The sequence below is a fragment of the Micromonospora sp. WMMD980 genome (genome assembly GCF_029626035.1).
Taxonomy (GTDB): Bacteria; Actinomycetota; Actinomycetes; order Mycobacteriales; family Micromonosporaceae; genus Micromonospora.
In genome coordinates, this window is sequence record NZ_JARUBE010000003.1 from 3,155,700 (window position 1) to 3,181,429 (window position 25,730).

Below are 25,730 nucleotides of genomic sequence, written 5' to 3' on the forward strand. Positions count from 1 at the left end.
TGCCGGGAGGTACCTCTGACGCGTGTGTCACGCCGGACACGGCCCGGTCCGACGTCTCCGGTTCAACCCGTTCCTCGCGGGTAGCAGTCCCATGGACGGCACCGAGGAGGGACATTCAGGCATGAAGGCACTGACCTGGCAAGGCAAGCGTGACGTTCGGGTCGAGGACGTCCCGGACCCCCGCATCGAGGAGCCGACGGACGCGATCGTCCGGATCACCTCGACCGCCATCTGCGGTTCCGACCTGCACCTGTACGAGGTGCTGGGGCCGTACCTCAAGCCCGGCGACGTGCTCGGACACGAGCCGATGGGCATCGTCGAGGAGGTCGGGTCGGGGGTGACCCGGCTCAAGAAGGGCGACCGCGTGGTCGTCCCGTTCAACATCTCCTGCGGGCACTGCTGGATGTGCGAGCGGCAGCTCTACGCGCAGTGCGAAACCACGCAGGTCACCGCCGAGGGCAAGGGCGCGTCGCTGTTCGGCTACACCTCGCTCTACGGCTCGGTTCCGGGCGGCCAGGCCGAGTACCTGCGCGTCCCGCAGGCCCAGTTCGGGCCGATCAAGATCCCGGACACCGGGGCGGACGAGCGCTGGCTCTACCTCTCCGACATCCTGCCCACCGCCTGGCAGGCGGTGAAGTACGCGGACACCCCGCCCGGCGGCACCCTCGCCGTGTTCGGGCTCGGCCCGGTCGGGCAGTTCTCCGCCCGGATCGGCCGGCACCTCGGCGCCGGCCGGGTGATCGGGCTGGACCTGGTGCCGGAGCGGCTGGAGATGGCCCGCCGGCACGGCATCGAGGTGCTCGACGTGAGCCAACTCGACGACGTGCCCGGCGCGCTCATCGACCTGGTCGACGGGCGCGGCCCGGACGCGGTGATCGACGCGGTCGGGATGGAGGCGCACGGCGCGCCGGTCGGCAAGATCGCCCAGGCCGCCGCCGGTCTGCTCCCGGACAAGCTGGCCCAGCCGATGATCGACGCGGCCGGCGTGGACCGGCTGGTGGTGCTGCACGCCGCGCTCAAGGCGGTCCGTCGCGGCGGCACCGTGTCGATCTCCGGGGTGTACGGCGGCGAGCAGGACCCGATGCCGCTGATGGAGATGTTCGACCGGGGCATCCAACTGCGGATGGGGCAGTGCCACGTACGGCGCTGGGTGGACGAGATCATCCCGTTGCTGGAGGGCGACGACGACCCGCTGGGCGTCGAGGACCTGCGGACCCACCGGCTGCCGCTGGCGCAGGCGCCGCAGGCGTACGAGATGTTCCAGAAGAAGTCCGACGGCTGCGTCAAGGTCGTGCTCGCACCGTGACCCGGACGGTGGTCGTCACCGGCGCGACCAGCGGGATCGGCCGGGCGGCGGCCCGGGAGTTCGCGGGCCGCGGGGACCGACTGGTCCTCGCGGCCCGCGCCCCCGAGACCCTGGCCCAGGTACGCCGGGAGTGCGTCGACGCGGGCGCCACCGACGTGCGCGTCGTGCCCACCGACGTCACCGAGCCAGGCGCGCTCGACGCACTGGCGGCCACCGCGCTCGCCGAGTTCGGGAAGATCGACGTCTGGGTGCACACCGCGGCGGTGATGGCGTACGGGCGCTTCGAGGAGATCCCGGCGCACGTCTTCGAGCAGGTGGTCCGCACCGACCTGCTGGGCTCCGCCGGGGTGGCACGGGTGGCGCTGCGGCACTTCAGGGAGGCCGACGCGGGCACCCTGATCCTCACCGGTTCCGTGCTCGGTCACATCACCGCGCCCTACATGAGTGGATACGTCACCAGCAAGTGGGGGCTGCACGGCCTGGCGCGGGCGTTGCAGCAGGAGTCCCAGGACCTGCCCGGGGTGCACGTCTGCCTGGTCACCCCCGGCAGCGTGGACACACCGGTCTACCAGCAGGCGGCGAACTACCTCGGGCGGATCGGCCGACCGCCGCTGCCGATCACCACCCCGGAGCGGGTGGCCCGGGCCATCGTCCACTGCGCCGACAAGCCCCGCCGGGAGATCTCGGTGGGGCGGGTCAACCTGCTCATGCGGGTCGGCTTCACCGCGCTGCCGGCCGTCTACGACGTCCTGGTCGGTCCGCTGATGCGGCTCGGTGGGCTGACGAATCGGCCGACGCAGCCGAACCCGGGCGTCGTGTTCACCCCGAACCCGGCCGGCGAGGCGGCGCGGGGCGGGTGGTTGCCCGACCTGGTCGGGCTGGCCCGGTCGATCGGCGGTTCGGCGGGCTCGACCGTCCGGCACGGACTGCGAATGGCGCTCCTGGCGGCCCGGCCCGGGTCGACCGGGGAGTGACCGCTCGCCCACGCGAATCGCGACGGCGGGATTCGCGTGGGCGGGTGGTGGGGTGCGTGACTACCGTGTAGAACGCGGAACACGGCGGAGGGCGGAAGCGATGCGGGAACCGGTGGAACGGGACGTCGAACGGGCCGGCGGCGGGCGGGGGTGGCGGATCGCCGGGCTGGCCGCGGTCGCCGGGCTGGCGTGGGCGGCGCGGGACGTGCCGGCGCAGCTCGGCGGGCGGCTGACCGGCGCGCGGGCGGAACGGGCAGCCCGGTCGCCGCGGTTCCGCGACGGCACGTTCCACAACCCGACCGGCAGGAACGCCACGATGGTCGCCGACCCGGGCCGCAACCTGGTCCGCGAGCTGATCTTCGGCAAGCAGAAGCGGCGACCGGGCAGCGCGGTGCCGCTGCTGTGCCCGGCCGACGCCGCGCCGGCCGACCCGGCCCGCGAGCTGAACGTGATCTGGTACGGCCACGCCTCCACGCTCGTGGAGATCGAGGGGCACCGGGTGCTGCTCGACCCGGTGTGGAGCGACAGGTGCTCGCCCTCGACGCTCGTCGGCCCGCGCCGCATCCACGAGCCGCCGGTCCGCCTGGACGAGCTGCCCCGGCTCGACGCCGTCCTCATCTCGCACGACCACTACGACCACCTGGACATGGCGACCGTCCGCGGGCTCCGCACGCACCAGTCCGCGCCGTTCGTGGTGCCGCTCGGCGTCGGCGCCCACCTCGAACGGTGGGGGGTGCCGGAGGACCGCATCGTCGAGCTGGACTGGTCGGAGAGCCACCGCGTCGGCGGGCTGACCCTCACCGCCACCGCCGCGCAGCACTTCTCCGGGCGCGGGCTGCGCCGCGACGGCACGCTCTGGAGCTCCTGGGTGGTCGCCGGGGCGACGCGGAAGGTCTTCTACACCGGCGACTCGGGCTACTTCGACGGCTACGCCGGCATCGGCGTCGAGCACGGCCCGTTCGACGTCACGCTCATGCAGATCGGCGCGTACGACCGGGCCTGGCCGAACATCCACATGTTCCCGGAGGAGGCGGTCGCCGCCCACCTCGACGTTCGTGGCGAACTGCTGGTCCCGGTGCACTGGGGCACGTTCAACCTGGCCCTGCACGACTGGTCGGAGCCGGTGGACCGGCTCTGGGCCGAGGCCAAGGCACGCGACGTCCGGCTCGCCGTGCCCCGCCCCGGCGAGCGGGTGGTGGTCGACGAGCCGCCGGCGGTGGACGGGTGGTGGCAGGCGATCGCCTGAGCCACACCGAAAAAACCGGACAAGGCTTTCTTCTGCGGATATTTGCGTACTCTGTTCTCCGACGAGTCACCGGCCGGAGGACAACATGCAGGTTCGCCTCTCCCCAGGCGTGGAAGATCCCTCGACAACGCGTTCGCGAAGCGACGGCCGCGCGGCGGTCAAACGGGGCGTCGACGTCGTCGTCGCACTGACGGCCCTGCTGGTGGCAGCACCGGTCCTGGCCGCGGTCGCGGTCGCGGTGCTCGTCGGCCTGGGACGACCGGTGCTCTTCCGGCAGCGGCGGATCGGCCGCTACGGCCGGGAGTTCACCATCCTCAAGTTCCGCTCGATGACGGGCGGCAGCGGCACCTTCTCCCCCGGCGACGACCAGGCGCGGCTGACCCCGTTGGGGCGGTGGCTGCGGGCCACCAGCCTGGACGAGCTGCCCAGCCTCTGGAACATCCTGCGTGGCGACATGAGCCTGGTGGGGCCCCGCCCGTTCCCCACCGGCTATCGCGACCTCTACACGCCCGAGCAGTTCCGCCGGCACGACGTCCGGCCGGGGCTCACCGGACTCGCGCAGGTCAACGGCCGCAACGAACTCGACTGGGCGGAGCGGTTCGCCTTCGACCTCCGCTACGTGGACACCTGGAGCCTCCGCCTCGACGCCCGCATCCTGGCGCGGACCGCGGTGGCCGTACTCCGCCGGCAGGGCATCAGCGCGCCGGGCGCCGCCACCGCGCACGAGTTCCGCGGTGCCGGCGACCGACCGGTCCCGGTCGCCGCGGGACGCGGGTCCCGGTGAGCCTCGACCTCGTGATCGTCGGCTGCGGCGGCCACGGACGGGAGATCGCCCAGATCGTCGCGGCGGTCAACGACGCCTCCGCCCGGCCTCCCTGGCGGCTGGTCGGCTTCGTGGACGACAACCCGTCGGAGCGGAACCGCAAACGCGCGGAGTCGACAGGCGTCGGATACCTCGGGACGGTGGCGGCGCTCGGGCAACTGCCGCCCGGGACCCACGTCGTCCTCGGCCTCGGTGACCCACGGGTACGGCGGACCGTCGGCGCGCGGGTCGACACGTACGGCAGGCCGGCGGCGAACCTGGTCCACCCCGACGCGACGGTCGGTCCGGACCTGGTGTCGGCCGAGGGTCTGGTGGTGTTCGCCGGGGGCCGGATCACCACCAACGTCACCGCGGGTCGGCACCTGCACGTCAACCAGAACGCCACCCTGGCCCACGACTGCGTGGTCGACGACTACGTCTCCCTGCACCCGCTCGCGGCCGTGTCGGGCGACTGCCGCCTCCACACCGCCGCGCTGATCGGCGCGGGCGCCGTGGTGCTGCCTGGCCTGCGGGTGGGAGCCGGCGCGACGGTCGGCGCCGGGGCCTGTGTGGTGCGCGATGTCCCGCCGGACGTCGTGGTCAAGGGCGTACCCGCCCGCTGAGCCGGCCTCAGAGCACGAAGGCGTCCGTCCACAGGGCCCCCGACCGGCCGGAGAGGGCGTCGAGCATCGCCACCGCCTGGCCGTCGGTGAGCTGGGCGACGAAGTCGACGATGGCCCGCCCGCGGGCCCGACCGATCCGGTCCGGGGTACGCGGGTGCAGCTCCGCCTCGGCCAGCTCGACCAGGTCGTGCAGCCGCCGGGGCAGCCGGGACTCCTCCTCCGGGTCCAGCAACCACTCCCAGAGCGCCTCGACGAGCGTGTCCAGCAGCCGGGCCTGGCCGCGCTGGTGCAGGGCCAGGTCGGGGCGAGCCAGCACGAACCGGTGGTGCACGAACTTGAGCACCTGCACCTCGTGCCACTGCGCCTTGCCGAGCAGCACGTAGCCGGAGCGCATGTCCGGCTCCGGGGTCACCGTGATGGCGTCCACGAAGCGGGTGGACCAGCGGGCGGAGAACCGGGCGACGTACTGCTCGGCCTCGATCGAGCCGTCGAAGGGCAGCGCCAGCAGCCCCTCCACCAACTCCTCGCGGACGTGCTCGACCGCCGCGGCGAACGCCTCGTCGTCGGCGATCCAGCCGTCCTTGCGATGCAACTGGCGGCGCAGCCGCTCGATCGCCGCGCCCGGTCGCCGGCCCGCCGTCTCCAGCGCCGAGGCGGTGATCGACCGCAGGTGGCCGCTCTCGCGTTGCCAGGCCATCAGCTCGGCCGCCACCGCGCCCTGCTGGAGCACCCCGACGCGATAGAAGTCCTCCACGTCGTGGATGGCGTACGCGATGTCGTCGGCGGTGTCCATCACGGACGCCTCCGGCGTCTGCTGCCAGTCAGGGACGCGCCCGGCGAACGGCTCCCGGGCCTGCCGCAGGTCGTCCACCTCGGTCCGGTACGCGCCGAACTTGACCGACCCGCTCTCCGGGTCGTCCAGCGGCGGCGCCGCGCCCCGCGGCGCCGGGTCGAGATGCCGCGGGTGCGGGTCGGGATGGTCCAGCCGGGTCCAGGGGTATTTCAGCATCGCCGCCCGGACCGCGGCGGTCAGGTCCAGCCCGGTGGTCGCCGCGCCACGGATCTCGGTGCTGGTGACGATCCGGTACGACTGGGCGTTGCCCTCGAAGCCGTCCGGCAGCCCGAGGCGTTGCCGGGCCAGCCGGTCGAGCACCCGCTCCCCCAGGTGCCCGAACGGCGGGTGCCCGAGATCGTGGGCGAGCGCGGCGGCCTCCACCACGTCCGGGTCGCAGCCGCCCAGCTTCTCCAGCACCTCCCGGTGGACCGGGTCGGCGGTCAGCCGCTCGGCGATCGCGCGGGCCACCTGGGCCACCTTCAGGCTGTGGGTGAGCCGGTTGTGCACCAGCAGCCCGGAGCCGCCCGGGCTGATCACCTGGGTGACGCCGTTCAGCCGGGCGAAGAACGGCGACGAGACGATCCGGTCCCGGTCGGCCCGGAACGGGCCGGCGGCCAGGTCGCCGAGCGCCCGGGCGCTGCCCCCGAACAGCCGCCGGGCCCGCGGATCCGCAGGTACCTCCATGATCGCCACGCTAGCGCAGCCGGCGGCGGCCGGGGCGAGGTGTGTCTAGAGCCGCTCCACCGCCGGGCCGGAGCAGCGGTTCCGGGCGTCGAAGACGTAGCGGGCCCGACGGGCGACCATCTCGTAGTCGAGGACGTCGTGGTCGGTCGCCACGATCACCGCGTCGGCGGCGTCCACCTCCTGCTCGGTCAGCGGCACCACCAGCACGCCGGCCGGAACGTGGTGCGGCTCGGCGTACGGCTCGGCGGCCCGGACGTCCGCGCCGAGGTCGCACAGCCTCCGGGCGACGTCCACCGCCGGCGAGTCCCGCATGTCCCCGGTGTTCTTCTTGTAGGCGAGGCCCAGCATCAGCAGCCGGGCGCCGTTGACGGCGCGGCCGGTCCGGTTCAGCCCGGCCATGACCCGTTGCGCCACGTGCTCGGGCATCTCGTGGTTGACGTCGTTGGCCAGCTCGATGAACCGGAACTGGCGGCCCAGCCGCCGCTTCACCTGCCAGGACAGGTAGCAGGGGTCGATCGGGAGGCAGTGCCCCCCGACGCCGGGACCCGGCCGGAACGGCATGAACCCGAAGGGCTTCGTCTCGGCGGCGTCGATCGCCTGCCAGACGTCGATGCCCATGTGGTGCGAGAGCATCGTGAGTTCGTTGATCAGGCCCAGGTTCACCTGGCGGAACGTGTTCTCGATCAGCTTGGTCAGCTCGGCGACCCGGGTGGAGGAGACCGGCACGGTCCGCTCCACGATCCGGCGGTAGAACCCGTCCACCCGCTCCAGCGAGGGCGCGTCCACGCCGGAGACCACCTTGGGGGTGTTCTCCAGCCGCCAGGTCGAATTGCCCGGGTCGATGCGCTCCGGGCTGTACCCGAGGTGGAAGTCAGCAGGCGCGTGCAGCCCGCTGGCCGACTCCAGGAGCGGACAGAGCAGCTCCTCGGTCGTGCCCGGGTAGGTGGTCGACTCGAGCACCACGGTGGCGCCGGGCCGCAGGTACGGCCCGATGCCCCGCCCGGCCTGCTCCACGTAGCTCAGGTCCGGCGTGCCGTCGCGCAGCGGGGTCGGCACCGTGATGACGCAGACGTCGAAGTCGCGGGCGTCGGCGTACTCGGTACTCGGCAGGTAGCGGCCGCTGCCGAGGGCCCGGCCCAACCGGTCGGCCGGGATGTCCTCCACGAACGACTCGCCGGAGGCCAGCCGCTTGATGCGATCGGCGTCGACGTCCAGGCCCACCACGTCGAAGCCGGCCTCGACGGCCCGCATCGCCAGCGGGAGGCCGACGTAACCCTGGCCGATGACGACTACCTTCTCCGCGCTCACCCGGGCTCCAGACACGTAGGAAATCACCTGATTGGAGGCTAGAGGGGTTTCTGACGCCGGAAGTCCGTTTTCGGGATATCGGTCCGTCCCGGCGTCGGCGCGGAAGCGGCGCGGTGCGGGGCTCCGGACCGGAGCGGGCACAATGCACCACGGAACCCACCGGAGAAGGCGGATCAGATCGTGACCCAGTCTGTGCACCAGCGGATCGCCGAGGAGCTCGGCGTCGCCGAACGTCAGGTGCGGGCGGCCGTCGAGCTGCTCGACGGCGGCGCCACCGTGCCGTTCATCGCCCGCTACCGCAAGGAGGCCACCGGCACCCTCGACGACGCGCAGCTGCGCACGCTGGAGGAGCGGCTGCGCTACCTGCGCGAGCTGGACGAGCGGCGCGCCGCGGTGCTGGAGTCGATCCGGGGCCAGGGCAAGCTCGACGAGGCGCTGGAGGCGCAGATCCTCGCCGCCGACTCGAAGTCCCGGCTGGAGGACATCTACCTGCCCTACAAGCCGAAGCGGCGGACCCGCGCGCAGATCGCCCGCGAGGCCGGGCTGGAGCCGCTCGCCGACACGCTGCTCGCCGACCCGACGCGGGACCCGCGCGCCACCGCGGCCGACTTCGTCGACGCGGGCAAGGGCGTCGCCGACGCGGCTGCCGCGCTGGACGGGGCGCGGGCCGTCCTGATCGAACGCTTCGCCGAGGACGCCGACCTGATCGGCACGCTGCGGGAGCAGATGTGGTCGCGGGGCCGGCTGGTCTCCCGGGTACGTGAGGGCCGGGAGTCCGCCGGCGCGAAGTTCGCCGACTACTTCGACTTCGCCGAGCCGTACCCGAAGCTGCCGTCGCACCGGATCCTCGCCATGTTGCGGGGCGAGAAGGAGGGCGTGCTGGAACTGACCATGTCCCCCGAGGCCGACGGCGACGCCGACCCGGCCACCGGGCCCAGCCGCTACGAGGCTGCCGTGGCCGGCCGGTTCGGCGTCAGCGACCAGGGCCGGCCGGCGGACCGGTGGCTGGCCGACACGGTGCGCTGGGCCTGGCGTACCCGGATCCTCATCCACCTCGGCGCGGACCTGCGGATGCGGCTCTGGCAGGCGGCCGAGGAGGAGGCCGTCCGGGTCTTCGCCACCAACCTGCGCGACCTGCTGCTCGCCGCGCCCGCCGGCGCGCGGCCCACCATGGGCCTCGACCCGGGCCTGCGCACCGGGGTCAAGGTGGCGGTGGTCGACGCCACCGGCAAGGTGGTCGCCACCGACACCATCTATCCGCACGAGCCGCGCCGGCAGTGGGACGCGTCGCTGCACACGCTCGCCACGCTGGCCTCGGCGCACGGCGTCGAGCTGGTCGCGATCGGCAACGGCACCGCCAGCCGGGAGACCGACAAGCTCGCCGGTGACCTGATGAAGCAGCACCCCGAGCTGAAGCTGACCAAGGTGGTGGTCTCCGAGGCCGGCGCGTCGGTCTACTCCGCGTCCGCGTACGCCTCGCAGGAGCTGCCCGGCCTCGACGTGTCGCTACGCGGCGCGGTCTCGATCGCCCGCCGCCTCCAGGACCCGCTCGCCGAGCTGGTGAAGATCGACCCGCGCTCGATCGGCGTCGGGCAGTACCAGCACGACCTGTCCGAGGTGAAGCTCTCCCGCTCCCTCGACGCGGTGGTCGAGGACTGCGTGAACGCGGTCGGCGTGGACGTCAACACCGCCTCCGCGCCGCTGCTCACCCGGGTCTCCGGCATCGGCGCCGGGCTGGCCGAGAACATCGTGCTGCACCGCGACGCCAACGGGCCGTTCCGCACCCGGGGCGAGCTGAAGAAGGTGGCGCGGCTCGGGCCGAAGGCGTTCGAGCAGTGTGCCGGCTTCCTGCGCATCCCCGGCGGGGACGACCCGCTCGACTCGTCAAGCGTGCACCCCGAGGCGTACCCGGTGGTGCGCCGCATCCTCGCCACCACCGGGCAGGACCTGCGGGCGCTGATCGGCCGGTCGGCCATCCTGCGCGGCCTGCGGGCCACCGACTTCGTCGACGACACGTTCGGCCTGCCCACGGTCACCGACATCCTGGCCGAGCTGGAGAAGCCCGGCCGGGACCCGCGGCCGGAGTTCAGGACGGCCACGTTCGTGGAGGGCGTCGAGAAGATCTCCGACCTGACGCCGGGAATGGTGCTGGAGGGCGTGGTCACCAACGTGGCCGCGTTCGGCGCGTTCGTCGACGTGGGCGTGCACCAGGACGGCCTGGTGCACGTCTCGGCCATGTCGCACACCTTCGTCAAGGACCCGCGCGACGTGGTGAAGTCCGGCGACGTGGTCAAGGTCCGGGTGCTCGACGTGGACGTGCCGCGCAAGCGGATCTCGTTGACCCTGCGACTCGACGAGGAGGCGCCGACCGGGGGCGGGCGTCCAGCCGGCGGTGACCGCCGGCGTGACCCGGCCAGCCAGGGCGGCGGGCCGCGTGGCGGCGGTCAGGTCCGGGGCGGTCAGGGCGGCAGCCCACGTGGCGGCGGTCAGCGCGATGACCGGGGTGGCGCACGCGGCGGTCCCCAGCAGCGGCAGAGCCGGGGCGGCGGGGCGCCCGCACCGGTCAACGACGCCATGGCGGAGGCGCTGCGCCGGGCCGGCCTGGCCTGACCTCGCCGCGGCCTGTCGAGCTGACGTCACGAACGGCTCAGCCCGACAGCGTCCGCCGGGGAGCCGACGGGAAGTCCGCGTCCCGGTGACGGGCGGCCCGGCACGGCGGTGCGCCGCGACCGCGCGGTGCACGGATACCGTCCCGCGCGGGGCCGGCCCGAGGCCGGCGGCGAAGCGTCGGCGTACCCTCCACGGTGTGGGCCGCGAGGACGACGCACGATGGCGGGAGCGGCACCGTCACGCGGTGCGGGCGCACGCGCAGGCCGACGCGCGGGAGCGCGCGGCGGAGCAGTCGCAGGCCGCGGAGTTGGTCGCCCGGTTCGCCGCCGAGGCGCTGCGGCGCGGGTTGCGGCCCGATCGGTTGACGGCCACCGGCCACGACGGGCGAGGCCGGTACCGCACCCGGCTCACCGGCTGGTACGTGGACCGGGCGGGTAGCCGGGCGGTGGACACCAAGGGGCGGTTCTATCTGCTCACGGTGCCGCCGAGCCTGCGGTCCCGGCTGCTCGGGGCGGATCCACCACCCAGCGCGCCGTCGCTGGTCGTCGGGCGGGGCGGCCGGGACGGCGAGTCGGTGCCGCTGGCGACGCTGCTCAGCCGCCGCCTCGAAGCCGGCGACGACTGGCGCTGACCGACGCCGGGCCGCTGTCGTCCCGCTGACGCGGCAGCGCACGCCCGGCCCGCCGCGCCACGTGCCGCCACCAGCACCGCTGGACGACCAATGTGAGCAGGCCGGCGAGCACGATGGCGACCAGGTTGATCGCCAGTTGCAGGGCCGAGCCGGCTGCCTCGTGCCACACCCCGTATGCCGCCGCGACGGCCACGTTCGCGGCCGCCGGCACGGTGGTCACCGAGATCAGCACGCCGACCAGCGAACCGGACTTCTTCGACGTCAGCGAGAGCATCCCGGCGACGCCGGCGAGCAGCCCGACCACCCAGGAGAGCGCGTCCGGGCGCCAGATGAAGTCGGTCAGCGGTCGCTCGGCCAGCAGCATGTCCCGGCCGACCAGGCCGGCCGCGGTGAGGGCCCAGGTGCTCAGCACGGTGGCGACCATGGCGGCGAGGAAGCCGACCGTCAGGGCATGCACCGACCGGCCGACGACCGGCGGCTGCCGCCGGAGCAGCGCCACGCTGAGCGCGGCGAGCGGCCCGAATTCGGGGCCGACGACCATCGCGCCGACGATCAGGATGGGCTGGTCCAGGAGCACGCCGATGCCGGCGATCATGGTGGCGACCACGATCAGGGCGAGGAACGTGCCGGTGAGCACCGTCTGCTCGCCGGTCTTCGCGGCGATCTCGTCCCAGACGACGGCGTCCTCGCCGTTGCCGGGTGCCTCATCGGCGGCCCGTTCGGCCGCCTTGGAGAGGGACAGCTCGACGTCCTCGGCGGCGATCGCGCCTCGCGCGTCCACGCCGAGGTCGTGCAGTCGTCGCAGGACGTGGTCCGCGCTCTCGCGGACCACGTCGCAGAGGATCAGATCGCCGGCAGGCTCACGCGCGACGCCGGGTACGACGGCCAGATGGGTGACGCCCGGCTCGTCGGCGAGGAGGTCCGCCACGGTGGATGAGCGGTCGTCGGGCGCAATGATCCGCAGGTGCAGCATCCGTCCCCCTCTCCGGCGTGTCGGGCACCAACCCTAGTGGGCGGACGCCCGCCGGTGCGGGTCCGGGCATCAAGGCGAGCGATCGGCGAACCCTCGGCGGTCTCCCCGTCGTTGTTCCGCAGCGAAGGCAGAAACCGGACCTTGCCCCCAGGGCTCCGCATAAGCGGAGCAAAGCTCCCATTCCGGGTAGGACAATGACGCAGACAGCAAGTCGGCCCACGGCCGCCCCGCCCCGGGGAACGCCCTTTCGAGGCGACATCGAAGGGCTCCGTGCCCTCGCCGTCATCATGGTGCTGGTCGGCCATGCCGGAAGCCAGTTCGTTCCTGGCGGTTTCGTCGGTGTGGATGTCTTCTTCGTCATCTCGGGCTTCCTCATCACCGGTCTGCTCGTCGAGGAACTCGACCGCACCGGGCAGATCTCGCTGGTCGGGTTCTACGCCCGACGCGCCAAGCGACTGTTGCCGGCCGCATGCCTGGTGCTACTGGTAACCCTGCTGCTCACCTACCTGTTCCTGCCACGGGTCCGCTTCGCCAACACCGCCTGGGACGTGGTGAGCAGCGCCCTCTACGTGATGAATTGGCGGCTCGCGGCCCAGTCCGTGGACTACATGTTCGTCGATCAGGCGCCGAGCATCCTCCAGCACTACTGGTCGCTCAGCGTCGAGGAGCAGTTCTACCTGTTCTGGCCCCTGCTGCTGCTCGGCTTGGCCGTGCTCGGCGGACGACGACGTCGCGGCGTGCTGATGATCGGCTTCGCCGTGGTGGCCCTCCCGTCGTTCGTCTGGTCGATCCACCTGACGTCGGCCGACCCCGCACCGGCGTACTTCGTCACCACCACCCGGCTCTGGGAACTCGCGCTCGGCGGAGCGGTAGCCATCGCCGGCGGCCTCCTGCACCGGACGCCGCGGCCGCTGGCCGCCCTGCTGGCCTGGTCCGGCCTCGCTGCCGTGATCGCCTCCGCGTTTTTGCTGAGCTCCGCGTCGGCCTTCCCCGGATACGTCGCGCTCCTGCCCACCGGTGGCACAGCGGCAGTCATCGCGTTCGCGGTCGCGGCTGGTCGCGCCGGCCCGGCGGCGCTGCTCGGCCTACACCCGATGCGTCTGGTGGGCGCGCTGTCCTACTCGCTCTACCTGTGGCATTGGCCGTTGCTGATCATCGCCGACTACCAATTCGGCGAGTTGGCTCCGACCGCCCGGCTAGCCGTGGTGGCGGCCTCGGCCGTACCGGCCGCGCTCACCTACCGCTTCGTGGAGAACCCGATACGCCGTTCGTCGCGCATGCAATGGGAGCCCGAGCAGGCTTTGAAACTCGGCGCGGTGTGTACCGGCGGCGCACTGATCGCGGGCCTCATCTTCCAGCTCACCGTCTGGCCGGCGGCGCAACCGCCCACTTCGGCCGTGGCTCGTCCGCCGAGCGTCCCGAGCGGCGCGTCGGCGAGCAGCACACCATCCGAACCCGCCGGGCCGCTCGGCGCCGCGGTCCTGCGCGCCGACCCCCGCGACGATCCGGCCGGCAGACCGGTGGACCGGGTTCCCGCCATCACCCCGGATCCACTGGTCGCCGCGAAGGATCAACCGGAATCCGCGCTCACCGGTTGCCACGTCCAACAAAGCAGCAGTGAGCCGCTGGACTGCGTGTACGGCATACCCGAGGCGAGCTACACGGTCGTGCTCGCCGGTGACTCGCACGCGGCGCAGTGGCTGCCCGCCCTGCAGGAGGTCGCGGCCAAGCGGAAGTGGCGCATCGTGTCACACACCAAGTCCTCCTGCCCCTTCCTCGCCATGGAGGTGGCACTGGCCGGCCGGCCATACCGCACGCGTACGGAGTGGAACCGGCGGGTGCGCGAGCAACTCCGGGCGGACCCGCCGGACCTCCTGGTGGTCAGCAATTCTCTCTACCTGGCGGTACGCGACGGCAAGCCGGTGACGGAGCGGGTCGACGAACTGCTGGCCGACGGTCTCCGTGCCACCTGGCGAGAGATGACCGATGTCAAGATCCCGGTTGTGGTACTTCGCGACACGCCGTACCACCGACGCGACCAGGTCGAGTGCGTCTCCGCCAATCCCGACCGGCTCACCCGCTGCGCCTCGTCCCGGGACGCCGTGCTGTCCGCCGGCGGCGGCGCCGCGCAGGAGCGGGCGGCGCAGGGACAGTCCGGGGTGCATCTGGTGAACCTCAATGACGCGATCTGCCCGACGGACCGATGCGCGGCGGTCATCGGCGGTGTGCTGGTCTATCGCGACAGCAACCACCTGACCGCCACCTATGCCCGCACCCTGGCCCCGCGGCTCGACCGCGCACTCATGGCGGTGAGTCCCCGGGGCACGTGACGGAAGTGAACGGCAACCTGAGTGGAAGGTAGGCAGGTATGACGGACATCGAAGATCCACGGCGCCAGCCGGCGGCGGCCACGTTGCCGGGCAGGCCCCGATGACGACCAACGTGCATCTTTCCCCGCCTGACATCGGTCCGTTGGAGGAGTCGTATCTCCTCGCCGCCCTGCGTTCCGGCTGGGTCGCGCCCGTCGGACCCGACCTCAGTGCCTTCGAGACCGAGATCGCGGCGCGCGTCGGCACCAGGGGCGCGGTGGCCGTCAGCTCGGGCACCGCGGCGCTGCACCTGTCGCTGCTCGGCGTCGGCGTCATGCCCGGTGACGTCGTCGTCGTCCCGACGCTCACGTTCGTCGCCACCGCGAACGCGGTCCGCTACACCGGTGCCCGGCCGGTCTTCGTCGACTGCGACGGGCGAACCGGCAACATCGACGTCCCGCTACTGAGCGAACTGTTGCGCCGGCTGCGCGCCCAGGGTGAGCGGGTCGGCGCGGTCGTGCCGGTCGACATGTTCGGCAGCTGCGCCGACTACACGGCACTGCTCCCGGTGTGCCAGGACGCCGGGGTGCCGGTGGTCGAGGACGCCGCCGAGGCGCTCGGCGCGGCTCACGGGGGGCGCGCGGCCGGAGCGTTCGGCCACGTCGGCGTACTGTCGTTCAACGGCAACAAGATTATGACGACCTCGGGCGGCGGAATGGTCGTCTCCGACGACCTGTCGCTGTTGGCTCGGGCCCGTCATCTCGCCACGCAGGCGCGGGAGCCAGCGGTGCACTACGAGCACCGGGAAACCGGCTACAACTACCGCCTGAGCAACTTGCTGGCCGCGCTGGGTCGCGCTCAACTCGTTCGGCTCGAGGAGATGATGGGCCGCCGGCGCCTGCTGCGGGAACGGTACGCGAAGCTCTTCGCCCCGGTTTCCGGAGTGGAACTGGTCGGCGCCGAGGACACGGAGTCCAACTGTTGGCTCACCGTGATCCGGGTGCGGGAGCGGAGCTGTGGGTGGCGGGCCGCCGACCTGGCCGCGCACCTTGCCGCGCGGGACATCGAGACACGACCGGTGTGGAAGCCGATGCACCGACAACCGGCGTACGCCGACGCGGACAACCTGCTCACCGGGGCGGCCGACGGCCTCTTCGCCGAGGGACTCGCGCTGCCCAGCGGCAGTGCCCTCACCGAGCCACAGGTCGGCGGCGTGCTCGGGGCCATCGACGAGTTTCTCACGGCCTGCTCCGCTCCGGCATCGCGCTGAGTGATGAGGCAGGCACGGAGGTGCCGGCTGCGTGCGGTCACGCAGCCGGCACCGTCCATCAGTGCCGAATGCCCGCCCAGTCGTGGTGCCTGCGGACGGTGGACAGGATGAAGTCGACCACCCGACGAGAGGTGTCCCGGACCTGGTAGTCGACCGGGCAGGGCACTCCGTCCACCCGGACCTGGTCGACGGTCAGTGCGACGGCCTCGACCACACCGTCCGGGTCGAGGCCGGTCATGATGATGCCGCCGACGTCCAGCGCCTCCGGCCGCTCGATCGACTCGCGCAGGGTCACCGCGGGGAAGTTGAGGATCGCCGCCTCCTCGCTGATCGTGCCGCTGTCCGACAGCGTGCAGTACGCCTTCGTCTGGAGTTGCACATAGTCGAGGAGCCCGAACGGCTCGTGGAAGGCGATGCCGTCGAGCGCTGTCGCGTCCAGGGCCAGCGATTCCAGCCGGCCACGGGTGCGTGGATGGGTCGACACCAGCACCGGGAACTGCCAGCGGTCACGGACCGCGCGCAGGCACTCGAGCAGGCGGGCCAGCCGGTCCGGCCGATCGACGTTCTCCTCCCGATGCGCGCTCACCATGAAGTACCGGCCGGGCATCAGCCCCAGGTCACGCAGGATCGTCGAGGCGCCGATCTCCGCCCGGTAGTGCTCCAGCACCTCCCGCATCGGTGAGCCGGTGTGCAGGACACGACGCGGATGCAGACCCTCGGCCAGCAGGTTCCGCCGGGCGTGCTCGGTGTAGACGAGATTGAAGTCGGCCACATGGTCCACCAGACGCCGGTTCGTCTCCTCCGGCACGTTGAGGTCGAAACACCGGTTGCCCGCCTCCATGTGGTAGACGGGCACCCGCATCCGCCGGGCCATCAGCGCGGCGATGCAACTGTTGGTGTCGCCGAGCACGAGCAGGGCGTCCGGGCGCAACTCGGTGATGGCGTCCTCCATGCCGGTCAGGACGCCGCCCAGCACCCGACCGAGCGAGGAGGTGTCCACCCGCAGGAACCGGTCGGGCTCCCGGACACGCAACTCCTTGAAGAACACGTCGGACAACGAGCTGTCCCAGTTCTGACCGGTGTGGATCAGGACGTGGTCCACCGCGTCGTCGAGCCTCGCGATCACCCGGGAGAGCCGGATGATCTCCGGTCGGGTGCCCACCACCGTCATCACACGGGTCATGGCCGTCCTCTCTGCGTTGCTGCCTTCGTCAGGATGTCCTCGAACTGGTCGACGCCGACCCGTAGGCCCATCCGCTCCTCGTAGGTCCGCCGGGCCCGACCCGCCATCGCGGCGCGCTCCGCGGCGGACGTCCGCGCCGCCCGCCGGAACAGGTCCGCGAGCGCGGCACCGTCCCCGGGCGGGCACACGAGGCCCGAGCCGGTCGAGGCGACAACCGCGGCGGCGTCCCCGGCCAGCGCGGCGATCACCGGAGCGCCGCAGGCGAGCGCCGCCTGGAGTTTCGACGGGACGGTGCCGCGCAGGGCGGGCAGGTCCCGCAGACAGACCAACTGCCAGTCCGCCGCCGCGTAGAGGTCGGCCATCTCCTCCGGCGGACGGCGGCCGAGGAACCGGACGTTGTCGGCGCCGATCTCGGCGGCGAGGCGGCGGGCCGCGTCCTCGTACGCTCCCGATCCGACCAGGACCAGGTCCATCCGGTCCCGGACGACGGCCGCGGCGCGGATCGCCGTGTCGACGCCCTGGAGCAGGCCGATGTTACCGGTGAACATGACGGTGCAGCGGTCCCGCCGGCCGAGTGCCGCCCGTGCCGCGTCGGTCGCCGGCACCGGCCGGAACAGGAGGTCGTCGGTCCAGTTCCACACCACCCGGACCCGATCGGGATCGGCGCCCCGTTCCACCACGAGGTCCGCCATCCCGGGTGAGATCACCACGACCGCGGACGCCAGCCGGTACGCCGTGCGCATCAGGGCGTCCAGCCCTCGGGCCAGTGTCCGGCCGGCGACTCCGGTCGGGGCCATCCCGGACTGGAGCACCGATTCCGGCCACATGTCCTGGACGTGCAGGACGATCGGGACCCGCCGGGCGACCCGGATCAGCGCGGCAGCAGCCACCGTGGTCGGCGGCGGATGGTAGACGTAGGTGACGTCCACCCCGCCGAGCCATCCGGGTGCGGCAAGCGCGCTGGTCACGCCGAACGAAAGGTGGCTGGCCGCGCGTCGCAGCGCCGAGGTGTCGTGGCTCGGGTAGGCGGGAACCCGTCGCACCGCGACAGACCCCTGTCGTTCGACCTGTCGCCAGCGTTGCCGCCAGCCGGGGTAGAGCCGACCGTAGGGATAGCTCGGATAGGTCGTCAGCACCCGGACGTCGTGGCCGCGCGCCGCCAGGCGCTGGGCCAGGTTCCCCGGGATGAAGACACCTTCGGGCGGGTACCACTGACTGACCAGGCCGACCCTCACGCGAGGGCCGCCGCGGGTCGCGGCACGGTCGCCTCGACCGGCTCCGCCCAGGTGTCCGGACGCGCCGGGTCGAACAGCTCGTTCGTCCAGAACAGGGTGAGAAGCTCTTCGTCGCCGGTGTTGACGATCTTGTGTACCCACATCGTCGGCATGTCCACGAGCACGGGCTCGGCGCCGGTGACGTCGAAGCGCACCACGTCGGTGTGGCCCACCTGGCGCAGGCAGATCTGCGCGCTGCCGCGCAGCACCACGAACCGCTCCACCTTCGCCAGGTGGAAGTGTTCCCCCCGGGTGACTCCGGACCGGGTCGTGGAGCAGAAGGTCTGGCCGGTCCCGCCGTACGCCTTGACCGTCTCGACCAGTTCGCCTCGGGCGTCGGCTCGCCGGGGAAGGGCCATCGGGTAGCGCGCCGGGAAGCAGTGCGACCGGTACGTGTTGAAGAGACGCACGATGTGCCGGTCCGGCAGGGCCGGGATGTCGCCGGTGCGGTAGATGGCGGCCAACTCGGACAGCTGATCGGCGAGTTCGCGCACTCCCACCCGAAGCGCCGGCATGCCGGCGTCCCAGCTACCGACCGACGGCACGCCCGCGAGGCGGGCCGCGGCGTCGGTGACGTGCACCAGCGCGATTTCCCGATCGCCGTGGACAGCGGGCCGCCCGCCCTCGGCGAGCACCCGGCAGAACGTCGCGACTACCGAATTGTAGTGCGGGCGGCCGTGCTCGCCGTAGAGATTGGGCAGCAGCACATCCTCCAGCGGCAGACCGGTGTCGGCGAGGATCCGCGCAGCGCCCGCCTTCGCGTCGCCGTACGGGCTGCCGTTGCCGGCCTGGGTGGAGTTCGCATACACCACGCTGGCCGGCGCGACCGGGGCGGCGCGCAGACCTGCGGCGAGCTGCGTGGCGGCGCGCAGGTTACCAGCCACAACCCGCGCGGGGTCGCCACGGTTGACGCCGGCCAGGTGCAGCACGCGGTCGACGCCAGCCACCTTGGCGCCGACGGTCTCCGGATCCTCAAGGTCGGTCCGGGTGAGGACGATCGGCTCCGGCCAGCCGAGGGCCCGCAGCAACACCCGCACGTGCCAGCCCAGGAAGCCCTCGGCGCCGGTCAGCGCCAGCCTCAGCACGCCAGCACCGGATCCCGCAACGCCAACTCCGCGCGGACCTCCGGCAACCGCGTCAGCAGCGCGACGATCTCCGGTACGCCCAGCCGCGGCGCATTGGACGAGTTGAAGTCCGGCATGGCTCCGTCGTCGAGTTCGCCCTCGGAGACGTAGAGCGAGTAGTTGAGGTCGCGGGCGTCCAGCGGCACCCGCAGGAAGTCGCCGAAGTCGTCGGCCTGGGTCAGTTCCTCGCGACTCGCGAGCGTCTCGGCGAGCTTCTCCCCGTGCCGGACCCCGATGACGTCCAGCTTCGGCGGCACATCGAAGAGCTGGCAGACCGCACGGGCCAGGTCCCCGACGGTGCAGGCGGCAGCCTTGCGGATGAAGATGTCGCCCGGACGGGCGTGTTGGAAGGCGTGTTCCACCAGCTCCACCGACTCGTCCAACGACATCAGGAAGCGGGTCATCGACGGATCGGTCACGGTCGGCGCTCGCCCGGCCTTGATCTGCTCGATGAAGAGCGGGATCACCGAGCCACGCGAATACATCACGTTTCCGTACCGCACACAGGAGACGGTGGTGGCGCTGCCCGGATTGCCGCGCGCGTGGGCCTGCGCGACCTTCTCCATCATCGCCTTGCTCATGCCCATCGCGTTGACCGGGTAGACGGCCTTGTCCGTGCTCAACACCACGACCGAGCCGACGCCGTTGCGCTCGGCCGCCTCGACGACGTTCGCACTGCCGAGAATGTTCGTCCGCACGGCTTCGAGGGGGAAGAACTCGCATGACGGCACCTGCTTGAGCGCGGCCGCGTGGAAGATGTAGTCGATTCCGCGGCTGGCGCGCAACACCGAGTCGTAGTCGCGCACGTCCCCGACGTAGTAGCGGACGCGCTCGTCGCCGAGCAGCCGGCGCAGGTCGTCCTGCTTGGCTTCGTCCCGGCTGAACACCCGGATCTCAGCAACGTCCCGGTCGAGAAGCCGACGGGTCATGGTTCGACCGAACGAGCCCGTCCCGCCCGTGATCAGCACACGTCGTCCAGTGGTCAAGAAAGTCACTGCCGCTCCGTTCGTTGCGGTGTCTCGCGACAGGCCGATCGCACTCGGCGATTCCGGTGGCCGCATTCGGCCCAACGAACAAGGGCGCGGTTTGAAACGTCACCAAAGGGACTAATGTCCAAATACCGGAGGATCCGGATCAGCGGCCGGCGCCCCGAACGTCGGCAAGCGCCGGTTCCGGCACGCCCGCCCCGGGCGCCCCGTCAGCGGCGCGCCGCTGACGCCGGACCAGGCGCAGCGCGTAGACGCCGAGCAGTGCCGTCAGCGCGAGCTGAGCCACCCCGTACGCCCACGCGGCCCCCCGGGCGCCGGCGGTCAGCCACACCCCGGCAAGTTGCAGCGCAACCGTGCCGACGGTGCACGTACCCACCACCTTCTCGTGCCCCCGGGACTGCAGGAACGTCGCGAGCGGCTGGTTCACCACGACCACCGCGGCGCCGATCGCGAGAACGGTCAACACGCCGGCGGACTGCCGGTAGGTGTCCCCGAGCACGAGGGAGACCGCAGCGGGTGCCAACGCGACCAGAGCGGCGCAGCTGACGACCGCCCCGCCGAGCAGCCAGAGTGACCGTCGTACCGCGTCCCACGCGGCCCGGGACGACGATGCCTGCGCGATGGCCGGTGCCGCGGCGGACGAGTAAGCCTGCGCGAAGAACTGTACGGGCTGGGTCCACCGGGACACGGCGCTGTAGATGCCCGCCTGGGTGCTTCCGCCGGTCGCCGCGAGCAGGGTGACGTCCAGCGAGGTGGCGCTGACCGCGAGCGAGAACCGGCCGTACCCCCCGGTCGCCCGCCACGGATCGGCCAGGCCCGTCCGCATCCACCGCGGCCGGGGAGGGTCGCCGACAAACACACCGGTCGTGACGGCCACCAGCCCGCCGGCAGCCAGCGCCCACCACAGCACCGTCACCGCGCTGACGGTGCTCGTCGCGAGGAGCGCCATCGCGAGAGTGAGGGCCGCCAGACGCTCCAGGAGGAAGACCACGGCGACCTTCACCACCCGGCGGGCGGCCCGCAGCGGAACCGCCACACCGTTGACCGCGGTCCTGCTGAGCAGTACCAACGCGGCCATCAGGCCGAGGTCCGAGCGCCCGATCGCCACGCCCGTGATCACGATGACCAGCGCGACGCCGATCGTCACGGCGAACAACACCCGCAGCCGGTTCCAATAGATCTGCCGAGAGATCCTTCCGGCCGCCAACTCGCGGACCGAGAACGCGTTGAACCCGTAGTCGACCACTCCGACCAGCGTGCCCCCCACCCCCATCGCACCGGCTGCCATGCCGAACGCAGCAGGTCCCGCCCGGCCCGCCACCAACGCGACGAGCACGACGTACAGCGCCTGGGAGCCGGCTCCCGCGACGATCAGAACGACGGTCTGCGCCGCCAAGCCGCGGCGGCGGGTCACGGTCGGAACGCTTCGACGAACGCGCCGCTGTCCAGGTCGGTGCGGGGTAGGGGCGACGGCGCGCCGGTCGCCTTCTCCAGCAGCCCGGTCAACGATTCCTCGGTCAGTGGCCCGCACAGGTTCACCCCGAGGTTCCGCGCCCACCCGATCAGCCGATCCGATCCGGCCACGACCACCCGACGTCCGGCCCGGACACCCTTGGCCATCATCGAGTTGATCTGATCACTGGAATAGGCCACGACCACGCAGTCGCTGGCCTGTACCGCCCGGTTGAGGCCGTGGTCGGTCTGCACCCGATCGTGCAGGACCACCGGTAGACCGGCGGCCCTGGCCCGACTCAGCAGCGGCTCCACCTCCGCCCGCACCACCGGGTCCACCTGGCCGCACACGAACAGGGCCACCGGCTGGTCCGCCAGCCGCAGCACACACCGCAGCACCAGAGGCAGATTCTTCCGAGCCGACACCTTTCCCGCGACGAGGAAGACGAATCGGTCCTCCGGTAGGCCGAACTCCCGCCGCAGGGCACGGGGCTCCAGCTCCGCGACGTCGAAGAACACCGGGTCGGGTGCCACCGCCGGACGAGCTCGTCGGCCCGCTTCGGAGTGATCCGACAGATACAGCAGCCGGACCCGACGCAGCCGTCCGGCGCGGAGCAGGAGGAGATCCTTCAACCACAGCCGCGCCCGCAGCGGAAGCCGGCGGTCGGTGTTCCATCGCGGGTCCTGGGTGACCAGTGCGACGACCGGCGGGCCCGCCGGCCAGCCACGCAGGCCGAGCCGGACGGCGAACCGATCGCCGTCCGGTACCAGGACCTGGGTGCAGCCGTGGCGCACAGCCCGCCGGTGCAGGTCGGTCACGGCCAACGGTGGGCCGCCGAGCGTCATCTGCCGACACCTGTCGGCTATCCCGTCGAGGTGTAGCCGGAACTCCTCCGAGCTGAATCCGGCCGGTGTGAGGGCGAGCACCACCTCGTCGCCACGGTCCAAGGCCGCGCCGGCGAGGAGCCGGACATACATCAGACGGTGTCCCTCGTGGTCCTGGGACACGATCAACACACGCTCGCCCATGTCCGGAGCCTCCTTCCGCGCGCGGAGCACTAGCGGACGTCGTCCGTCCCGGACGCCGTGGGCACCATCCACGAGTTGAAGTCACGGCTGAAGATGGTCGTGCACGCGTCGATGCCCAGTCCCGGCTTGAAGCCCCAGAAGTCGAGCCGGCCGAAGCCCTGGTCGGTGAGGCTCTGGTCCGCGGGTCGTGTGGTGGGCCGGTCGGTGTCGTCGAGCACCACCAGCCCGGCGGGCGTGAGATGGCGCGGGGCGAGCCGGGCGCAGGTGGTACGCGCCATGCCGTCGATGATGATCACGTCCCAGGGCCGGCCCGCCTCGACGGCGCGGACGTAGGGCGCATCCTCGTCCGCGTCCCACCACGTCCCGTCGCAAGGCACGTGCAACACCTGACCGTCGCCCCGCTGCCGCAGCCGGCGCGCCCAGTCGGCGTCATGCTCGACGGCCACGATCTCCCGTACGCGCAAGGCGTCAGCGAACCATCGCGTCGACGAGCCCGCGCCGTACTCGAACACCCGATGCCGGCTGCCGACGTAGGTGGCGAGCCAGTTCATGGCCGCATAGGTCAGCCACGGACGAGGAGCGCCGTCGGGGCCGCTCGGCGCCCCGCCCGACACCGAACGGTGCCATCCCTTGGCACGCAGCGTGGACAACACCTGCAGCGAGGTCAGTACCTCCCGTCCGCTGCGCGGCATGCCCGGCACCCGCGCGCGAACCCTGTCCAGGACCGATGGACGTCCCATCGCACTCAACACCTCTCGTTCTCCTATCCGATGACTTCGGCGCCCAGGTCCGGGCGGGCGACCCCCGCCGCCCGTCGCGCACCCCTGGCCAGCAGGTCGGCCGCCATCGCGGCCCCCACATTGAGCGCGGGCGCGGCCGGCACCCGGATCCGACCGGCTCTCCACAACGCCCGCGCCTCGGTGAACACCTCGGTGAGGCGACCGGCGTGACCCACCGGGAACACCCAGCCGTTCTCCGCCGTGACCCGGTCGGCATGACACCCCACGACGTCGCTGACCGCGACCCGCAACCCGTTGGCCTGAGCCTCGGCGACGACCAGTCCCCACGGCTCGTACCACGAGGGCAGGACGAAGAGGTCGGCCGCCGCATACGCGCAGCCGAGCTGGTCCTGCGGCAACGCGCCGAGGACGCGCACCCGCGGGTCCGCGACGGCGGCCCCGGTCGACGAGCGGCCGTTGCGGGCCTTGTCCCACGAGCACCACCCGGGCAGCCGGGTCGTCGAACGCGGCGAACGCGCGGAGGAGGGTATCCAGTCCTTTGGCGTGTGTGAGCCGTCCCACGAACAGGATGACGAAACCGCTGCCGAGGTCGTGCCGCGTCCGGAACGCCACCCCCCGCTCCGGGCCGGCGACCGGCGGCCGCGGCAGGCCGAAGGGGATCAGGTGCCGGTCGGTGAACCCGTACTCCGCCCAGTACCTGTCGTTCTGGACACCCACTGTCCACACCCGGGCCCGTCGGCCGAAGATCGCACGCAGCACCAGCCGCTTGAGCCCACGCCGGAGACGAGGGCGTCGTCGCTCGTCGAGCCAGTTGCTGTCGGACCGGATCACCACCCGGGCGCCCCGCATCCGCGCGACGACCACGGCGACGACGTTCGCCACCCGGGCGTAGCCGAAGCAGCAGACGACCCGCAGCTCGGGACGGAGCGCGGCACCTACCAGAGCGATGACCCTCGCCCAGTGGCCGGTGTCGAGGATCAGGTGGGGATGGGCGGGCGTCGCGGAGCCCCAGCCGCGTCCCGCGTCGTCGCGGTGGTAGATCGCGAACACGTCCAGGCCCGCCCGGTGCACGTCGTCCAGGACGGGATTCCGGTACGGCGTCGGAACCTCCACGATGAAGAGCACCTCTGCCACTGCGCTCGTCCCCTCTCCCGTTCCCCGGCCGCCGTGCTATCGGTACACACGCCCGGTCGCCCGACCGGGCGAGCCGACGAACGCTTCCGCGCGCACCAGGTCCAGCACTCCCGGCTTGTCGTCCGCGGCCCGCCAGGCCCGGTACGCCGCGCCGGCGCGCACCCGCTGGTTCCACCATTCGGCCGGGCCCCCGGCGACCATGTCACCGATCACCCGGATCAGCTCCGCCGCCGACGTCTCGGGCAGAACGACACCACCCCCGCCGGTCAGGACCTCGGTCCACGGAGTGTCCGCGGAGCAGATCACGGCACAAGAGGCCGAGAGACTTTCGGCGATGACGTGGCCGAAGTTCTCGCCCCGGGTCGGCAGGACCAGGGCGTCGTAGCGCGCCAAGGTCTCGCGCACCTGACCGGGACGCAACACCCCGCGGTAGCGGACGCGCGTGCCGGGGGCGAGGTCGTCACACAGCCGTTGACACTCCCGCCAGTACGGGGGGTCGTCGATCGGTCCGTAGATGTCGAGGGTCAGCGGACCGGTCACCGACCGGAGCGCGCGCAGCACCAGATCCAGGTTCTTCATCGGCGTGATCCGACTGAGGAATACGAGCCGGAGATGGTCGGCGCCGTGGTCCACCGGAGGTGTCGGATCCGCCGGGAGCAGCGTCTCGTTCTCCCGTACGACGATCCGCGTGGCCCCGACAAGTTCCTGGATCTGCGTCGCCTCTCGGTCGTTCGAGGCATGCCAGACGACGTCCAGCCGGTCGAGCACTCGACGCCACAGCGCGAGGAACATGCGCTTCTTGCGCGACCGGATGCCCAGCGCGCCCGGGGAGAATTCGCCGCGCGGGGCGATCAGGACACGCCGGACCGCGACCAGCCGCAGCGCGGCCGCCATCACCGGGAGCAGGGAGAAGACCGGCTGCCAGACACTGTTGACGTACAGCAGGTCGAACGGCCCCGCCTGCCGCTGATACCGCCAGATTCGGAGCCATTGGGCCGGGCTCCGACGGTCGAGGTAGAAGACGTTGGACCGGGACCGGGTGACCCACTGGCCGGACAGCCCGGGATAGGGCGTGCGACATCCGAGATCCCGGTCACTGGTCACCATCGTTAGGCTCACGTCCGCGGAGGCGCGCTTCACGAGCGCCGTCAGGGATCGGACCGGGCCGCCCGCCCGAAATCCCGGTTCGAAATAGGCCGACGCCACCAGCACCCGGTAGGGCTGGGACGCGCCG

21 protein-coding genes are annotated in these 25,730 nt (G+C 72.1%); 9 read left to right on the forward strand and 12 right to left on the reverse strand.

What is annotated here, in order from left to right; translation table 11 throughout:
- The first annotated feature begins 121 nt into the window (after positions 1–121).
- From O7618_RS14775 to O7618_RS14795, 5 genes are all read left to right on the forward strand, one after another.
- Positions 122–1,306, forward strand: coding sequence for a zinc-dependent alcohol dehydrogenase (locus O7618_RS14775; RefSeq protein ID WP_278106672.1), 1,185 nt, complete (start codon positions 122–124; stop codon positions 1,304–1,306).
- A complete protein-coding gene (locus tag O7618_RS14780; protein ID WP_278106673.1) occupies positions 1,303–2,280 on the forward strand; it encodes an SDR family NAD(P)-dependent oxidoreductase in 978 nt (325 codons plus the stop codon). The genes O7618_RS14775 and O7618_RS14780 overlap by 4 nt, the downstream gene beginning before the upstream one ends.
- Positions 2,281–2,380: 100 nt before the next feature.
- Positions 2,381–3,526 carry an MBL fold metallo-hydrolase gene (locus tag O7618_RS14785; RefSeq protein WP_278106674.1) on the forward strand — a complete coding sequence of 382 codons (1,146 nt, stop codon included), beginning with the start codon at positions 2,381–2,383 and terminating at the stop codon, positions 3,524–3,526.
- An 85-nt stretch (positions 3,527–3,611) separates the two neighbouring features.
- On the forward strand, positions 3,612–4,310 hold the full coding sequence (locus O7618_RS14790; RefSeq protein ID WP_278106676.1) for a sugar transferase: 699 nt from the start codon (positions 3,612–3,614) through the stop codon (positions 4,308–4,310).
- Positions 4,307–4,951, forward strand: a complete 645-nt coding sequence (locus tag O7618_RS14795) for a NeuD/PglB/VioB family sugar acetyltransferase (protein ID WP_278106677.1) — start codon at positions 4,307–4,309, stop codon at positions 4,949–4,951. The genes O7618_RS14790 and O7618_RS14795 overlap by 4 nt, the downstream gene beginning before the upstream one ends.
- 7 nt (positions 4,952–4,958) lie before the next feature.
- Here the strand turns inward: O7618_RS14795 and dgt are convergent, their stop codons facing one another.
- Complete coding sequence (dgt, locus tag O7618_RS14800) at positions 4,959–6,470, reverse strand: dGTP triphosphohydrolase (protein WP_278106678.1); 1,512 nt, start codon at positions 6,468–6,470, stop codon at positions 4,959–4,961.
- A gap of 45 nt (positions 6,471–6,515) precedes the next feature.
- A complete protein-coding gene (locus O7618_RS14805; protein WP_278106679.1) occupies positions 6,516–7,778 on the reverse strand; it encodes a nucleotide sugar dehydrogenase in 1,263 nt (420 codons plus the stop codon).
- A gap of 180 nt (positions 7,779–7,958) precedes the next feature.
- On the opposite strand from O7618_RS14805, the gene O7618_RS14810 reads away from it, so the two are divergent.
- Both O7618_RS14810 and O7618_RS14815 read left to right on the forward strand, forming a co-directional pair.
- The gene (locus tag O7618_RS14810) at positions 7,959–10,388 is read left to right on the forward strand and encodes a Tex family protein (RefSeq protein WP_278106680.1); all 2,430 of its coding nucleotides are present in this window, start codon (positions 7,959–7,961) and stop codon (positions 10,386–10,388) included.
- Between the two features lie 196 nt (positions 10,389–10,584).
- Complete coding sequence (locus tag O7618_RS14815; protein ID WP_278106681.1) at positions 10,585–11,019, forward strand: hypothetical protein; 435 nt, start codon at positions 10,585–10,587, stop codon at positions 11,017–11,019.
- On the opposite strand, the gene O7618_RS14820 is transcribed toward O7618_RS14815, so the two are convergent.
- Positions 10,982–11,992, reverse strand: a complete 1,011-nt coding sequence (locus tag O7618_RS14820) for a DUF389 domain-containing protein (RefSeq protein WP_278106682.1) — start codon at positions 11,990–11,992, stop codon at positions 10,982–10,984. The genes O7618_RS14815 and O7618_RS14820 overlap by 38 nt on opposite strands.
- Positions 11,993–12,009: 17 nt before the next feature.
- On the opposite strand from O7618_RS14820, the gene O7618_RS14825 reads away from it, so the two are divergent.
- The gene (locus tag O7618_RS14825; protein WP_278106683.1) at positions 12,010–14,322 is read left to right on the forward strand and encodes an acyltransferase family protein; all 2,313 of its coding nucleotides are present in this window, start codon (positions 12,010–12,012) and stop codon (positions 14,320–14,322) included.
- 100 nt (positions 14,323–14,422) lie between these two features.
- Positions 14,423–15,571, forward strand: a complete 1,149-nt coding sequence (locus tag O7618_RS14830; protein ID WP_278106684.1) for an aminotransferase class I/II-fold pyridoxal phosphate-dependent enzyme — start codon at positions 14,423–14,425, stop codon at positions 15,569–15,571.
- A 58-nt stretch (positions 15,572–15,629) separates the two neighbouring features.
- Here the strand turns inward: O7618_RS14830 and wecB are convergent, their stop codons facing one another.
- From wecB to O7618_RS14875, 9 genes are all read right to left on the reverse strand, one after another.
- The gene (wecB, locus tag O7618_RS14835; protein ID WP_278106685.1) at positions 15,630–16,754 is read right to left on the reverse strand and encodes a UDP-N-acetylglucosamine 2-epimerase (non-hydrolyzing); all 1,125 of its coding nucleotides are present in this window, start codon (positions 16,752–16,754) and stop codon (positions 15,630–15,632) included.
- Positions 16,751–17,989 (reverse strand): glycosyltransferase family 4 protein, encoded by a 1,239-nt coding sequence (locus tag O7618_RS14840; protein ID WP_278106686.1) that lies wholly within the window; start codon positions 17,987–17,989, stop codon positions 16,751–16,753. The genes wecB and O7618_RS14840 overlap by 4 nt, the downstream gene beginning before the upstream one ends.
- Positions 17,986–19,113, reverse strand: a complete 1,128-nt coding sequence (locus O7618_RS14845; protein WP_278106687.1) for an NAD-dependent epimerase/dehydratase family protein — start codon at positions 19,111–19,113, stop codon at positions 17,986–17,988. Before O7618_RS14845 ends, O7618_RS14840 begins: the two co-directional genes overlap by 4 nt.
- Complete coding sequence (locus O7618_RS14850; protein ID WP_278110015.1) at positions 19,107–20,147, reverse strand: polysaccharide biosynthesis protein; 1,041 nt, start codon at positions 20,145–20,147, stop codon at positions 19,107–19,109. Before O7618_RS14850 ends, O7618_RS14845 begins: the two co-directional genes overlap by 7 nt.
- 139 nt (positions 20,148–20,286) lie before the next feature.
- A complete protein-coding gene (locus O7618_RS14855) occupies positions 20,287–21,555 on the reverse strand; it encodes a hypothetical protein (protein ID WP_278106688.1) in 1,269 nt (422 codons plus the stop codon).
- Positions 21,552–22,622 (reverse strand): hypothetical protein, encoded by a 1,071-nt coding sequence (locus O7618_RS14860; RefSeq protein WP_278106689.1) that lies wholly within the window; start codon positions 22,620–22,622, stop codon positions 21,552–21,554. Before O7618_RS14860 ends, O7618_RS14855 begins: the two co-directional genes overlap by 4 nt.
- Before the next feature lie 29 nt (positions 22,623–22,651).
- On the reverse strand, positions 22,652–23,362 hold the full coding sequence (locus O7618_RS14865; RefSeq protein WP_278106690.1) for a class I SAM-dependent methyltransferase: 711 nt from the start codon (positions 23,360–23,362) through the stop codon (positions 22,652–22,654).
- 23 nt (positions 23,363–23,385) lie between these two features.
- Positions 23,386–23,778 carry a glycosyltransferase gene (locus O7618_RS14870; RefSeq protein ID WP_278106691.1) on the reverse strand — a complete coding sequence of 131 codons (393 nt, stop codon included), beginning with the start codon at positions 23,776–23,778 and terminating at the stop codon, positions 23,386–23,388.
- Between the two features lie 754 nt (positions 23,779–24,532).
- On the reverse strand, positions 24,533–25,600 hold the full coding sequence (locus O7618_RS14875; RefSeq protein WP_278106692.1) for a glycosyltransferase family 4 protein: 1,068 nt from the start codon (positions 25,598–25,600) through the stop codon (positions 24,533–24,535).
- Between the last annotated feature and the right edge of the window lie 130 nt (positions 25,601–25,730).